Source organism: Bacteroidales bacterium, from assembly GCA_014860585.1.
Taxonomy (GTDB): domain Bacteria; phylum Bacteroidota; class Bacteroidia; order Bacteroidales; family 4484-276; genus RZYY01.
In genome coordinates this window covers 1-14989 of the sequence record JACZJL010000171.1, presented here as the reverse complement: position 1 = coordinate 14989, position 14989 = coordinate 1, and the positions used below count along the sequence as shown (strand labels likewise).

The 14989-nt window shown below is 44.6% G+C and carries 13 protein-coding genes; 7 read left to right on the top strand and 6 right to left on the bottom strand.

Annotated elements, in window-relative coordinates:
• The 5 genes from IH598_16390 to IH598_16370 all read left to right on the top strand — a co-directional run bounded on the left by IH598_16390 (position 1) and on the right by IH598_16370 (position 5310).
• A complete protein-coding gene (locus IH598_16390; GenBank protein MBE0640094.1) occupies positions 1 to 1305 on the top strand; it encodes an aminotransferase class I/II-fold pyridoxal phosphate-dependent enzyme in 1305 nt (434 codons plus the stop codon).
• A 24-nt stretch (positions 1306 to 1329) separates the two neighbouring features.
• Positions 1330 to 1524 carry a CDGSH iron-sulfur domain-containing protein gene (locus tag IH598_16385; protein ID MBE0640093.1) on the top strand — a complete coding sequence of 65 codons (195 nt, stop codon included), beginning with the start codon at positions 1330 to 1332 and terminating at the stop codon, positions 1522 to 1524.
• Positions 1525 to 1853: 329 nt separating this feature from the next.
• Positions 1854 to 2288: a type II toxin-antitoxin system VapC family toxin gene (locus IH598_16380; protein MBE0640092.1), complete on the top strand. Its 435-nt coding sequence runs from the start codon at positions 1854 to 1856 to the stop codon at positions 2286 to 2288.
• A 12-nt stretch (positions 2289 to 2300) separates the two neighbouring features.
• Entirely contained in the window at positions 2301 to 4241 is a 1941-nt protein-coding gene (locus IH598_16375) for an acetoacetate--CoA ligase (GenBank protein MBE0640091.1), read from the top strand.
• A 58-nt stretch (positions 4242 to 4299) separates the two neighbouring features.
• The gene (locus IH598_16370) at positions 4300 to 5310 is read left to right on the top strand and encodes a pyruvate carboxyltransferase (GenBank protein MBE0640090.1); all 1011 of its coding nucleotides are present in this window, start codon (positions 4300 to 4302) and stop codon (positions 5308 to 5310) included.
• A gap of 128 nt (positions 5311 to 5438) precedes the next feature.
• On the opposite strand, the gene IH598_16365 is transcribed toward IH598_16370, so the two are convergent.
• The 3 genes from IH598_16365 to IH598_16355 form a co-directional block, all read right to left on the bottom strand.
• Positions 5439 to 6059 (bottom strand): hypothetical protein, encoded by a 621-nt coding sequence (locus IH598_16365; GenBank protein ID MBE0640089.1) that lies wholly within the window; start codon positions 6057 to 6059, stop codon positions 5439 to 5441.
• 10 nt (positions 6060 to 6069) lie between these two features.
• Positions 6070 to 7149 carry a butyrate kinase gene (gene buk, locus IH598_16360; GenBank protein MBE0640088.1) on the bottom strand — a complete coding sequence of 360 codons (1080 nt, stop codon included), beginning with the start codon at positions 7147 to 7149 and terminating at the stop codon, positions 6070 to 6072.
• A gap of 63 nt (positions 7150 to 7212) precedes the next feature.
• Positions 7213 to 10584: a cobalamin B12-binding domain-containing protein gene (locus IH598_16355; protein ID MBE0640087.1), complete on the bottom strand. Its 3372-nt coding sequence runs from the start codon at positions 10582 to 10584 to the stop codon at positions 7213 to 7215.
• A 222-nt stretch (positions 10585 to 10806) separates the two neighbouring features.
• Here IH598_16355 and IH598_16350 point away from each other — a divergent pair, with 222 nt between their 5' ends.
• Entirely contained in the window at positions 10807 to 12183 is a 1377-nt protein-coding gene (locus IH598_16350; protein ID MBE0640086.1) for a helix-turn-helix domain-containing protein, read from the top strand.
• 159 nt (positions 12184 to 12342) lie between these two features.
• Here IH598_16350 and IH598_16345 read toward each other — a convergent pair whose 3' ends face one another.
• From IH598_16345 to IH598_16335, 3 genes are all read right to left on the bottom strand, one after another.
• Positions 12343 to 12606: a Txe/YoeB family addiction module toxin gene (locus IH598_16345; GenBank protein ID MBE0640085.1), complete on the bottom strand. Its 264-nt coding sequence runs from the start codon at positions 12604 to 12606 to the stop codon at positions 12343 to 12345.
• Complete coding sequence (locus IH598_16340) at positions 12603 to 12776, bottom strand: hypothetical protein (protein ID MBE0640084.1); 174 nt, start codon at positions 12774 to 12776, stop codon at positions 12603 to 12605. The genes IH598_16345 and IH598_16340 overlap by 4 nt, the downstream gene beginning before the upstream one ends.
• Before the next feature lie 203 nt (positions 12777 to 12979).
• On the bottom strand, positions 12980 to 13300 hold the full coding sequence (locus IH598_16335; protein MBE0640083.1) for a hypothetical protein: 321 nt from the start codon (positions 13298 to 13300) through the stop codon (positions 12980 to 12982).
• A 97-nt stretch (positions 13301 to 13397) separates the two neighbouring features.
• Here IH598_16335 and IH598_16330 point away from each other — a divergent pair.
• On the top strand, positions 13398 to 14989 hold a 1592-nt coding region (locus IH598_16330), incomplete at its 3' end, for a hypothetical protein (GenBank protein MBE0640082.1).

The following is a 14989-nucleotide window of genomic DNA, read 5'->3' as shown; positions in this document are numbered from 1 at the left end:
ATGTCAAAGAGCAATAACAACGGTATCTTACCAACAAGTTTAAACCTGAACGTCAGGGGTTTGAAAACGTCAGCTACTCTGGCGATTAATGAACTGAGCCGGCAACTGATCAGCGAAGGGAAAGAGGTTTTCAAACTGGGATTGGGTCAATCCCCTTTTCCGGTGCCGGATTCGGTTGTTAAATCTTTGCAGGATAACGCTTTTCAAAAAGACTATTTGCCTGTTCAGGGACTTTACCCGCTTCGCGAAACGATCGCTAAATTTAACTGGAAAGCTCATGGTTTGGAATGTACGGCTGATGATGTGATTATTGGACCGGGGTCAAAAGAGCTGATCTTTCTGCTGCAACTGGTTTACTATGGCGATCTCGTGATTCCAACACCAAGCTGGGTTTCTTATTCGCCACAGGCACAAATCATCGGAAGACCCGTTTCGTGGGTCCCTACGCTTGAAAAAGACAAATGGATGCTCACTCCCGAGAAACTGGAGATTATTTGTCGTGCCGACCCCGACCGTCCGAGAGTTGTCATTCTTAATTATCCAAACAACCCTACCGGTGCAACTTATACCCTTGCAGAGCTCAGGGAAATTGCACACGTTGCCCGTAAACACAAAGTTATCCTGATTTCCGACGAGATTTACGGATTGCTGCATCATCGCGGTCAACATGTTTCAATTTCAAGGTTTTACCCGGAAGGCACAATCATCAGCAGCGGATTGAGCAAGTGGTGCGGCGCAGGCGGCTGGAGGCTCGGAACGTTCACCTTCCCAACATCGCTGCGGTGGCTGCTCAACGCAATGAGTTCGGTAGCCAGCGAAACCTACACCGCCACCTCGGCGCCCATCCAATATGCCGCCATCACAGCTTTTCAGATGGGGCCGGAGATAGAGCATTATCTTGTTTATGCCCGCAAAATTTTAGGCGCCCTTGGCAGACACCTGGCACATTTGCTCAAAAAAAACAACATCACACTTCCCGAACCGGAAGGGGGTTTTTACCTTTTTCCTAATTTTGAATATTACCGCGAGAAACTTATCAAAAACGACATTTATACCTCGGTTGAGATGTGTGATGCTATTCTGAAAGCTACCGGAGTAGCGATGCTTTCGGGAAAGGATTTTGGCCGTCAACCCGATGAACTTACGGTGAGGATTGCCTACGTTGACTTCGATGGAAGAGCAGTAATGAAAGCTGCAATGGAGTATCCGGCGGATAAACCCATTTCCGAAAAATTCCTGCAAGAGCATTGTGGAAAAATAATTAAGTCAGTAAACCTCATAAATAATTGGTTTTTATCACTTTAAAATAATCTTTTAAAAAATTGAACGATGGAAGACAAAAGTAATGTTGAAGTAAAGCTTTCCCCAAACGGGTCTTACATGGTGAAAGGAAAATTCAAACTGCTTGATGCAAATGGCAAAGAGTTGAGCGTCACAGATCCTACTTTCCTTTGCCGTTGTGGCCATTCCAGGAATAAGCCTTACTGTGATGGCTCGCACCGAACCGTTGGCTGGAAAGAATAAAAATCACCCTGACAGGGTTTCAAACCCTATCAGTGGTTTCCAATTATTGGAATTTAACAGCGTTATTTAATTAAATAGATTTTTTTAAACTAATTATCATCGAACATGAAACCATTAACGATTGAAACAGTTTATCGCAACGGATTTATTGAGGTTCCGGACAATGTTAAGTTTACCGAGCCAATGAAGGTTTTGGTGGTGTTTTATGATGAATATCAAACAAAAAGACACCCCGAACGCAAGTTTTCCTTTCAAAGGTCTCTTGAGTTAACTAAGAATTGTAAAGGATCCTTGAGCGAATTGGTGATTGATGAAAGGAGAACTGACCGATGGTAGCTTTCCTCGATACTTCAACCCTTGTAAAACTTTACCATTATGAAGTTGAAAGTGAAAAGCTTTCTCGGTTGATCTCTGAAAATGTTTCTGAAATATTTTTATCAGAAATAGCCAAAGTTGAATTCGTTTCAGCCGTTTGGAAAAAAGTACGCATGAAGAATTTAGACGAGCAAATTGCCAAAGAAGTGATAAAATGTTTCGAGAGTGATAAAATGCAATTCAGTTGGATTAAAACTGACACAGGTCTTATAGAAATGGCGCAAAATCTATTTTCTAAGTATGGATTAACAACCTTGAGAACTTTGGATGCACTGCAACTTGCATCGTGTCTCTCAGCAAAAAATAGAGTTGACGTGTTTCTTACCCATGATGACTTCTTAAATGTTTTATTTCAAAAAGAAGGATTAAATACCCAATTCAATTCATAAAACTAGGTTACTATGAACCATCACCTCCTCTGGCAGCCTCACCCCGAAACCCTGAAGCAATCGCAGATGGATGAGTTTCTCCAGTTAGTATTTAAAAAATACGATCTGGAAAAAGCTGATTACCCGACCCTTCACAAATGGAGCGTGGAGCAACCGGCAGCATTTTGGGGTACCTTCTGGGAATTTTCTGGAATTCTTTATTCTGAAAAATTCACAAGCGTGGTGGATGACCCGCACAAAATGCCCGGTGCAAGGTGGTTCGAAGGTGCAAGATTGAATTTCGCCGAAAATCTTCTCCGGTATCGCAGCGACAAAACAGCGATTATTTTCAGAGGGGAAGCCGGCGCCGACCGGAAAATTTCCCAAAAGGAACTCTACCTCCAGGCTGCCCGAATCGCTGATGGTTTAAAAAAGCTGGGCGTTGGTGTTGGCGATCGCGTAGCCGGTTTTATGCCGAATATCCCTGAAACCATCATCGCCATGCTGGCCGTAGCTTCCATCGGAGCTGTATGGTCGTCCTCTTCTCCCGATTTTGGGATCAAAGGAGTGCTTGACCGTTTTACCCAGATCGAACCTAAAGTCATTTTCGCTGCTGATGGCTATTTTTATAACGGAAAATTGTTTGACTCTCAGGAAAAACTGAAAGGGATCCTTGAAAAATTGCCTTCGGTTGAAAAGGTGGTTCTTATTGATTTCACAGGGAATCGCAAAACTGAAGCGATCGAAAATGCGGTGAAATGGGAAGAATTTGGAGCGATGGAAAATGGCGGGTTGCATTTTGAACAACTTACGTTCGACCATCCCCTTTACATTATGTACTCGTCGGGAACCACCGGACTGCCCAAAAGCATCGTGCATTCTGCCGGTGGCACGCTGATCCAGCATCTGAAAGAGCTTCGGTTGCATTGCGACCTGAAACCCGAAGACACCATTTTTTATTTCACCACCTGCGGCTGGATGATGTGGAACTGGGTCGTCTCAAGCCTTGCGGTTGGTTCAACACTTGTACTTTTTGATGGCAATCCTTTTTATCCTGCACCGGATGCGCTCCTGAGAATGGCTGATGAGCTGGGAATTTCCATTTTTGGCACCAGTGCAAAATATATTGCATCCCTTGAAGATGCCGGCGTAAAACCCAAAGAAATTTCTTCATTCCCAAAGCTAAAAGCCATAACCAGCACGGGCTCACCACTTACTAACGAGAGTTTTGAATATGTTTACCGCGAGTGGAAGAAAGAGGTTCAGCTTTCGTCAATTGCCGGCGGCACGGATATCATCTCCTGTTTCGTCCTTGGAAATCCCTTGTTACCTGTTTATCGCGGAGAAATACAATGCAAAGGATTGGGAATGGATGTAGATTGTTTTGATGATTTTGGCAAATCGCTGGTGGGTCAAAAAGGAGAGTTGGTTTGTAAAACTGCATTTCCATCCATGCCGGTGTATTTCTGGAATGATCCGGATGGCAGGAAGTACCATAAAGCCTATTTCGAGGTCTATGATAACATCTGGCATCACGGAGATTACGTTGTGATCAGCGAGCACGGCGGCGTGACGATGTATGGCCGGTCGGATGCTACCCTCAATCCGGGTGGAGTTAGGATTGGAACTGCGGAAATTTACAGTGTTGTCGAAAACCTGGAGGAGATCGCCGATTCGGTGATTATCGGGCAGCATTGGCAGGGCGATGAACGGGTTGTATTATTTGTGAAACTTCATCCGGGCGCTTTGCTTAACGATCTACTGATCGGAAAGATAAAAAACAACATCAGAAGCAGTTGCAGTCCGCGCCATGTGCCGGCAATCATAAAACAGGTGAATGATGTCCCATACACATTGAATGGCAAAAAGGTGGAAGTGGCCGTAAAAAAGATTATTCACGGCGAGGAGGTGCTCAACCGCGATGCGCTGAAAAATCCCGAATCACTCGACCAGTATATCGGAATTTTGGATTAACGAATTAAATAGCTGTATTTTACATAAAGAAATAGTTACTAATAAAAACATAAATCCTATGAATTATCCAAAAAAAGTCGTTATTGGCGACATTACAGTTAGAGATGGTTTCCAGCATGAGGAAAAATTTATCCCCACCGAAGCAAAGCTTTGGATGCTGGAACAATTGATCCTTGCGGGTTTCAAGCACCTCGAAGTCACCAACCTCGGCAATCCGAAAGGTATGCCTCAATTCAGGGATGCTGACGAACTTTTCAAACTGATCAGGAAAAGCAAAGTAGTAAAACACCTGATTAATGACGTGATGCTCACCGCCATTACCATTCGTGAACGGGCTGTGGAGCGCGCGATTATTTCAAAACAGGAAGGCTGGGGGCCTGATCGTATTTTGCTGATGGTGTCAACCAGCGAGTCGCATCAAAAGAAAAACTCGGGTCTAAATCTTGCAGAGTACTGGAAGATGAGCGAAGAGTGGGTGAAGAAAGCAGTGGATGCCGGCCTGAAAGTTAATGGTACGGTCAGCACGATCTGGGGTTGCCCGATTGAAGGTCCAACCGAAATGAAAAAAGCCATCGAATTTACCAAACGCTGGTTCGATATCGGCGCCACAGATGTTGAACATGCCGATCACGATGGCTCTGCGTCCCCTGACCGTGTGTATCAGTATTTCTCGATGTTGCTCGACTCGGTGGACAATCCACACAAACAAATCGCACATTTCCACACTACACGCGGCTGGGGCTTGGCCAACGTACTGGCAGCACTTCAGGCCGGAATGACCAACTACGAAGCGTCGTTAGGTGGTCTTGGTGGTCAGCCTGCTAACTTTGTGGATGGTGTGCCTGTTGCCGGCACCGGTGATTATTATTACAAAGACCCGTCACTGGCAGGCCTTGTATCCACCGAAGACATGGTGGTGATGATGGATGAAATGGGAATTAAAACAGGATTGGACATTGACAAGGTGCTGCAAATCGGAAACGTACTGGAGCGGATTGTCGGGCGACGGCTGAGGTCTGAATCCATCAAGTCAGGAAGAATACCTAAGGAGTTGTCGGGAAGAAAGTAAAAAAAAAGGCAGTTTGCTGTCAACAAAAAGCAGTGGGCAATAGAGACTATTAAATCAAGATTCTCTTTATTGCTGACTGCTTTTTGTTTTATAGTCAAGGGATTAATTGCAGGTATATTTTTAGAAATCTACCTGTATTTATCATACTTAAAATGTTCCTCGCCAAAAGGCAATGCTTTGAAGTCTGATTTGAACACCAGGAAATCGAGGATTTTGAAGGCCAGGTCTTTGTCCAGTTTATCCATTTCGTATTTGAAAACGATGTCAACGCGTTTTAGTCCGTCATCAACCAGCAAAGCAGTATCTTTGCTGTCATCTGATCTCATCCGCGATTTGGCCAGGTAATCATCCTTCACCTCAATTTCGATCATCCCCAATTCTTTAGAAACACTGAAAAAGATGCTGTGCACATGCTTGTAATGCTGGTTTTTAATAAAAGGGAAGGATTTTACTGCGACTGTCTTATCAAATCCCTCACTAGTAGAGGCATGATAAAGGTGATTGTTTAACTTTGATTCCTTAGCCTTGAATTCGATTATTTTCCAGGGTTCACGCTTCTCGGCAGGTAGCGAATTGGCCCGCTCGCACAGATCGTTTACCATTTCGATAAACTGCTCGTATTTCTCCTTATTGGATATATAATTCTGCTCAATATTAAAAATCTTGTCCTGAATTTTAGCGCTTTCTTTGGACGTTTTCTGTTTTTTCCTGATTTCGTCCCGTTCCGCTTCTTCTAACCAATGTGCCATATTGTTCGATTTATTCGTAATGTAACACTTGTACTTCTTCTTTAAGGATCATCATGGCATTGTCAGCAAGGGCATCCATATCCGAAACAAAAGGAGAGATGACCACGTGGCCAAGCTTGATAATGCGTTTTTTAACCTCGTCGGTAAACAGCTTGGATTGGAAAATATTTCCTGATAAAATTATCGCATCAACTTCTTCATCAATCACCACGAACATGGCGCCAATAGCTTTTGCGACCTGGTAAGCCATTGCCCTGAAAACCAATTCGGATTTATAGTCGCCTTCTTTAATCATGCTTTCAACCAGGTTGACATTATTGGTGCCAAGGTGTGCTTTTAGGCCGCCATTCTCTATCAGCATCCGGCGGAGTTCATTTTTTTCGTATTTATTACTGTAGCAGATTTCGATCAGATCGCCATAGGGCAATTCCCCGGAGCGCGACATCGAAAAAGGTCCATCCCCGTCATAAGCCTGGTTAACATCCACAACGCGGCCTTTTTTATGGGCGCCGATGGAAATGCCCCCTTCGCCGACATGAGCAATTACCAGGTTCAGATCTTCATAATTCCTGTTAATGGATTTGGCATAGCTTCTTCCTGCGAACTTATGATTGAGTGCGTGGAAGATGGACCTGCGCTGGAACATCGGATGGCCGGCTACCCTGGCAAGGTCGTCCAGCTCATCCACAGCCACCGGATCGGCCATTAAAGCCCTGGCGCCGGGGATCATTTTTGCAATGCGGTCGGCAATCAAACCACCGAGATTGGTTTCATGCATGTGATGACACTTCTTAAGGTCATCCTTCAGGGCTTCGTTGATTTCGTATGTACCCGACCTGATGGGTTTTACCAAACCGCCACGACCCATTATAATTGAAATTTCACTCAACTCGATATCATTCTCTTTCAGCTCCTTCAAAATTTGCTCTGTACGGGGAATCTCCTGTTCAAGAATTGACATACATTTTCGTTCCTGGTCATCCCTGCTGAATTTTATGGTTTTGAAGAAAACCCAGCTCGTGTTCTGAAAAATCGCAATCTTTGTATCGTTGACCTGTGGATAAATCACTAAAATCTTTTTTGTCAGCATATAGGCTCAAGTTTAAAAATCATTTCAAAATTTTGAATTGTCAAAAGTAAAAAAAAGCTCAAATCACATATTTCTCCGGTACTGCCCGCCCACTTTAAACAGCGCATCGGTAATCTGGCCGAGCGAGGCGTATTTCGCCACTTCCATCAGGCTTTCGAAGATGTTTTTGTTGTGAACGGCGTCGAGTTTCATTTTTTCCAGGTGCTCAGCAACTTCCTTTCCGTATGTTTTATGCAACTGCTCAAGCATGGCGATCTGGTACTCTTTTTCTTCCGGAGTTGCACGGATCACTTCGCCCGGGATGATGGTGGGCGAGCCTTTGGATGACAGAAATGTATTTACTCCCATAATCGGAAGCTTGCCGGTGTGCTTCATGTATTCATAGTGCAGCGACTCCTCCTGGATCTTGTTGCGCTGGTACATGGTTTCCATGGCGCCGAGCACGCCGCCGCGTTCAGTAATCCGATCAAACTCTGACAAGACGGCCTCTTCAACCAGTTCAGTCAGCTCTTCGATGATGAACGATCCTTGCAGCGGGTTCTGGTTTTTGGCCAGCCCCAACTCGTGGTTGATGATCATCTGGATGGCAATGGCGCGGCGAACCGATTCTTCGGTGGGAGTGGTGATGGCTTCGTCGTAAGCGTTGGTGTGAAGTGAATTACAATTGTCGTATATAGCATAAAGCGCCTGCAGGGTAGTGCGGATATCGTTAAAATCAATCTCCTGCGCGTGCAACGAACGGCCTGAAGTCTGGATATGGTATTTCAGTTTTTGTGAACGGTCGTCGGCGCCATACTTCAGTTTCATCGCTTTGGACCAGATCAGGCGGGCCACGCGTCCCATCACTGAATACTCCGGATCAATGCCATTGGAGAAAAAGAAGGAAAGGTTAGGAGCAAACTTGTTGATGTCCATCCCGCGGCTGACGTAATATTCCACGTAAGTGAAACCATTGGCCAGGGTGAAGGCAAGCTGTGAAATGGGGTTGGCGCCTGCTTCGGCAATATGATAACCTGATATGGAAACAGAGTAGAAGTTCTGGACTTTGTTTTTGATAAAATATTCCTGCACATCGCCCATTACTTTGATGGAGAAATCGGTGGAGAAAATGCAGGTATTCTGCGCCTGGTCTTCTTTCAGGATGTCGGCCTGTACCGTACCGCGGACTTTGGAGATGGTATCCTTTTTAATTTTCTCATACACCTCTGTCGGCAAGACTTTATCTCCGGTTATGCCAAGCAGCATCAGTCCAAGACCATCATTTCCCTTCGGAAGTTGTCCCTGGTAAGATGGCCGGATGGTTCCTTTTTTCTTGTAAAAATCAGATATCTTTTTTTCAACCTCTTCCTCAAGGCCATTATTTTTGATGTAAATTTCGCATTGCTGGTCAATGGCGGCGTTCATAAAATAGCCCACAAGCGATGGCGCCGGGCCGTTGATGGTCATGGAAACTGATGTTTTGGAGTCGGCAAGGTTGAAGCCGGAATAAAGCTTTTTGGCATCATCGAGGCAGCAGATGGAAACGCCGGAGTTGCCAATTTTCCCGTAAATATCGGGACGGCGGGCGGGGTCGTTCCCATAAAGCGTTACTGAATCAAATGCTGTTGAAAGCCTTTTGGCAGGCATTCCGTAAGAAACATAATGGAAACGCTTGTTGGTGCGTTCCGGTCCACCTTCGCCGGCAAACATGCGGGTGGGGTCTTCGTTCTCCCGCTTGAAAGGGAAAACCCCGGCAGCGTAAGGAAATTCACCCGGCACATTTTCGCTGAGGTTCCATTTCAGGATGTCGCCCCAGGCGGTATATTTCGGCAAAGAAATCTTTGGGATTTTCAGGTGAGAAAGTGATTCTGTTGTGGTCTCAACACAAATCTCGTGACCACGAACCTTGTAAACAAACATCTCCTCCTTGAATGACTGCTTTTTAGTCGCCCATTCTTCGATCACTTTTTTGTTTTTCGGATCAAGCTTGAGCAACATTTTATCATACATCTCCTGTAATTGGCCTGCAAGTTCTGTACTTTCCTGTTCTTTGGCCATTTGGATTGACTCCCGGAGGCTGAAGAGTTTCTGGGCAACGCTGCTTTGCTGCGACACCCATTTATTGTAGCTTCTGACTGTTTCGGAAATTTCGGACAAATACCTGACCCTGTGTGGCGGGATGATGTAGATTTTCTCTGACATTCCTTCGGAAAGCACAATTTTGGATTTCAGCGGAGCGCCAGTCTTCTCGACGATCTTGTTCATCAATGCCTGGTATAGCTGGTTGGTTCCCGGGTCGTTGAACTGCGAAGCTACAGAACCGTAAACCGGCATTTGCTCGGGTGATTGGTCAAAAAGCCGGTGGTTGCGCTGGTATTGCTTTTTCACATCGCGCAGGGCGTCGAGGGCGCCGCGTTTGTCGAACTTGTTCAGGGCAATGATATCGGCGAAGTCGAGCATGTCAATCTTCTCGAGCTGTGTTGCAGCGCCGTATTCCGGTGTCATCACATACATCGAAACGTCGCTGTGGTCAATGATCTCGGTGTCGCTCTGGCCTATGCCGGAGGTTTCGAGGATAATCAGGTCGAAGCCGGCAATCTTCAGCAAACACACAGCATCTTTCACATAGCGCGAAAGCGAGAGGTTGGCCTGGCGTGTAGCCAGCGAACGCATGAATACCCGCGGACTGTTGATGGAATTCATCCTGATGCGATCTCCTAAAAGCGCACCTCCGGTCTTGCGTTTGGAAGGATCTACAGAAATAATCCCAATAGTTTTGTCGGTAAATTCTTCGAGAAAACGGCGGATCATCTCATCCACCAACGACGATTTGCCGCTTCCTCCGGTTCCGGTAATTCCAAGGACAGGAATTGTGTAGCTTTCGCAACTGCTTTTCACCTGATCCATGAATTCCTGCACTCTCTCCGGAAAATTCTCGATGGCCGAAATCACCTGCGCAATGTGCACCACATCTTTTGACTTCACTCTCTCGAGATCAGGATGAACATCTTTTCCGGTGGGATGGTCGGATTTTTCCATCAAATCATTGATCATACCCTGCAAGCCCATTGTCCTCCCGTCATCAGGTGAATAGATACGATTGATGCCATATTCATGCAACTCCTTAACCTCTTCAGGGAGGATGACCCCTCCGCCGCCACCGAAAATCTGAATGTGCCCGGCGCCTTTTTCGTGCAGGAGGTCATACATGTATTTGAAAAACTCAATATGACCACCCTGGTAAGAGGTGATGGCAATGGCCTGCGAGTCCTCCTGGATAGCGCAATCCACAATTTCCTGCACCGAGCGGTCGTGCCCCAGGTGAATGACCTCGGCGCCACTGGCCTGGATGATCCTGCGCATGATGTTGATGGCTGCATCGTGTCCATCAAAAAGTGAAGCCGCCGTAACGATCCTCACCTTATGCTTTGGCTTGTAAATCTTTTGTTGTTGCATGAAACAAAATTTTAGCTCATTAAAATTCAACGGCAAATATACTGAATATTGATTTGAAGTGGACAGGAGGGCAAATTTTTAGCCTTTCAAACCAAACGCTGCTATAACCGAAAACTAAGAACTGTTTGTCCTTTCGTATTTGCAAAGACTTAAGATTTGATGGAATAATTTTATCTTTGACCTCAAAAAAGTGAACCGGCACACCCGGATGAAAAGATCAGCATGTCAGGAATCAATCGTTTCAGTCTTCTTATGGTCATTTTACTTGTCACTCATGCATTTGCTGCAGGACAAGGTATTCCAATTCCCTTTACGCGCTCGGTCATATCAATTGACGGACAATTTGAAGATTGGGATAAATCTTACAATACAGCTTTTTCAGACACCCTCAGCCATCTGCAAAATGCACCGGGGCGTCAAATGATGGCCTTTTTTGATACACACTATGATTATGATAAGGTTTGGCCGCCTCTTTCAAAAAACGTTGTTGAAGTAATGATTTGTTGGAACCTGACGAACCTCTATTTTGCTTTCAAGGTTGACGACCGGCATTTGTTTGCTCAGATTGAGCCTGTTGGGAAAATCCCATATATCCACATGAATGACGGCGTTGAGATTTATCTCGATGCCAAAGCTGACAGCGATGCAAAGATGGATATTAATGATTACCAGTTTGTGATAGATGTCGCTGGGAACAGTCTTGTTTTCCGGGGCGACCGTGAACTGATGGAGAAGGATACGATTGTTACCCCAAAAGCTACAGGACAAAACATCTATTTCGAGTATGCTGCAATTTACAAAGGCTCTTTGAGCGATTCTTCTGAAGATAAAGGCTATCAGGTTGAAGTGGCCATCCCTTTTGCTGCTGTTGGGCTTAAACCTTTTACAGGAATGAAAATGAGATTGGATATTGGCTGCAACGATATCGACTATCCACTCGACGATGCCCTTACTTATGATGAAAAATCGAAGCGTTACTGGGCGTTCAACTGGATTGGCATCAGCGACTTTGGTTACCCTGAAACCTGGCTTGAAGTGCAACTTGCAGGGGCGCCTGGCTGGCTGGATAAAATTTCCGGTACTGAAATGCGGCGGTGGTTAACTTTTTACATAACAGCTCTGGTTTTGACATTGATCATCATTGCATCACTCATCTTCAGGTTGAGAAAAATCCGACGATTACCCACGAGGCAGGAAATTCCAGAACCAAAGATCATTTTGATCGAAAAGCAGGAAGCAGACAGCAAACAAGGATTGTCTGCAAACGAGATCCTGCTGAAAAAAGCTGCAGATTTTATCACCAATAATTATTCAGAAAATATCCATTCGGAAAAACTCGCCCATGAGATTGGCGTAACCATCCGCAAACTTCAGCGCGTGACACAGGAGGAATTGCAAACCACCCCCACCAACTTTATTTACCTGATAAAACTCAATCTTGCCACCGATTTCCTCAAATCGCGCAAAGGCAATATTTCAGAAACAGCTTATGAGTTCGGTTTTTCCGATCCGGGATATTTCTCCAAACTTTTCAAACGACATTTCGGATTGACGCCAAACGAATACCTGGACCAGAACAACAAACCCATGAAGCGATAGTAACACTCCAGGTGATGCTATAGCTAAATCCTGATTGTTGCTTTTACAGATAGGATCACTCCAAGTGATACTATCGGAATCTGGCAGTGATAGTGTTCGGTAAACTATTGTTTAAATGTCCACCACATTGAAAAATTTTAGGCGAAATTGGGCAGGTTACTAATCATAATGTGTCCACATGCGTAGCACCCTGACAGTTTTTATATCTTCAAATACTTCGTAAACCAAACGATGACGGATGTTTATGCGACGGGAGTAAAAGCCGGAAAGATTTCCAACCAATTTTTCAAAGGGTGGAGGCGTTTTGAAGGGATTTTCCTGCAAAATTTCCAACAGGAAAATTGTTTTGTCTTTCAGTCCTGCCTGTGCAATTTTTTTCGCATCCTTTGCAGCCAGCCTTGAAAATACAACATTGTAATTCACCAGTCTATATCTTTTAAAGCAGTGGCGTCTTTGATATCCTCCTGCGATGCTTCAATTACGGACTCAGGATAGCCCTTAATGCTGTTGAGGTACAAAGTTTCGTAAATATTGTTATACTCATCTTCGTCCATCACGATAAAAGATCTATTATCTGAAACCACTTTTATCATTTGATGCTCTTTTAAGAGTCGCTCAATAGCTTTGGTTGGGTCTTTAAAAAAACTATTTTCAGTTATATTGATCATGGCAAATAATTTTTAGCAAAAATAAGCAACATTTTTAGAATGCGATGGCATCACTTGGAGTGATAGTATTGCAAATTCCAGATTATTGCTTTTAACGATGGGATCGCTGAGAGCGATGCTTTCGGATTCTAGCAGCGATAGTATCCGGAATGACGCCAAACGAATACCTGGAGAAAAGCGACACCAACCCGGAAAATCAGGTTTAAAAGCGCTTTTGTCGCAATTTTCCCAACAATAATCGCAATCGTCCAAGCCATTTGCCCTGCGGCAAAGTAGTTTTGTCGCATGCAAAATCCACTCACCGACGGCTCTTGTATTTCCGGACTGCTGATCATTTTCATCCTTGCAGCCATATTCCAGGCAAACTTCTCCTGGATTGCCGGAGTGATCATTTTACTGCTGATATTGGTCTTAAGCAACTGGATGGGTGAACTGAGCCGGCGCACCAATCTGATGTTCGCCTTTTTGAGTTGGCTTTGTACCGCAGCAACTGTCGCGTATTTAATTCTATTCAGCCTATAATTAATTAATAAAAGGAGCTTTACAATGAAAACAAAACTTCTCTCGCTGATCATCATGATCGCAATGCCAATGTGGATAGCGGCTCAAGCCTACGAGCTCATCCCTTTTAAAACCATCAAAGAAATTGCCGACCGCAATGCGCAGGCCTTGTGGGGCGAAGTGTATCCCGCCGAACCCATTCCTTACTATGGTTTTGACGATGAGATAGTAGCCTGGAGGTTTAACTATTCCATTGGGAAACCATTTCCACAAAAAGATGAATTGTTTAATCAAATCGAATATTTCAGAACAAATGGAGATCAAACCAACCAATGGGGCGGCGACAATTTTGGTCGGATATTGATTTCAGCCCGGAGCAACATGCCGGTGCTGCTGGAGTATTCGCAGTGTTTATCGGCTGAGTTTGCCCTGGCCGGAAAATTGAACACTTTAAGTGATCAGGCTTTCGGAAATGAAAAAGTAGAACAGGGAAGGATTTTTTACCTTAACCATTTTAATACCTGGCATGAGCGGAGCGCCAACGGCCAAAAAAAGTATGTCTGCACATCGCCAACCGGTGGAATTATCAGTGAAACAGAATTATTGAAAAAAAAGGCCAAAACCGGACTTTTTTGCGAAACAGGTGATTTTAAAGAACTTTGGAATTCATACCAAAACGGCTTTGTGGCCTTAACCGATTGCGACAAATATATAGACTACCACGAATGTATGCCTTATTATGACTGGAGTTACGGTTGCAGTCCCACTGCTGCTGCTATGATTTTTGCCTGGTATGATTACAGGTCGTTGTTTGTTTCATCAAAATATTCAGGTTTTGTAAGTTGGCATTTTCAAAGATATGATGATGTCGAAGATGAAACCGATTACAACGTATGTAACCTTCAGTATGACCTGGCACTTGCTATGTCAACAGATACACTTACCGGAAGTACTCAATCATACAACATTGACAACGGGATGAATCATGTTGCAAACAGCCAACGGGGATACAATTTTGATTGTGTCAACAGATACACCTTATTATGGACAAGACTTACAGATGATATTGATGCCGGAAAACCTTTACTGGTAAGCATTCCGGGACATTCTACTGCGGGAGTAGGCTATAACGGAAGCACCGACATGGCCATTACGCATTATACCCATGATCCACCCGATCATTTGGTTTGGGTAAGCCGTTGGGATATTGACATGATTACACGGGTATCATCAGGCGGACAAAAAGGGTCGGCTATTCAGTTAACTTGTCCGTTTGGAGATCCACGATACAACGACAATGGCAATGGAGAAGTCTACAGCGCAGGAAATTATGCCGAAATCACATGGCTTTCGGGTTATGCACCAGGCAGTTCGGTTGATTTGCTATACTCAACTGATGGAGGACATAATTTTGATGTTATTGTAGCAGGAACCGAAAACGATGGCCTTTACAATTGGTTGATTCCGGCAGATGCTGCATCAACTTCGTGCAGGATTATTGCTTATCTTTTTACGCCTGACATGGGGATCCAAATTGCCGGAGCTGATGGCTCATGGGGAAATTTCATCATCAATAATGCGGGCGCCGTTCAAACGATGGTAAGCGAACATCTTTATTCCTCCGATAGCCTTTCGCG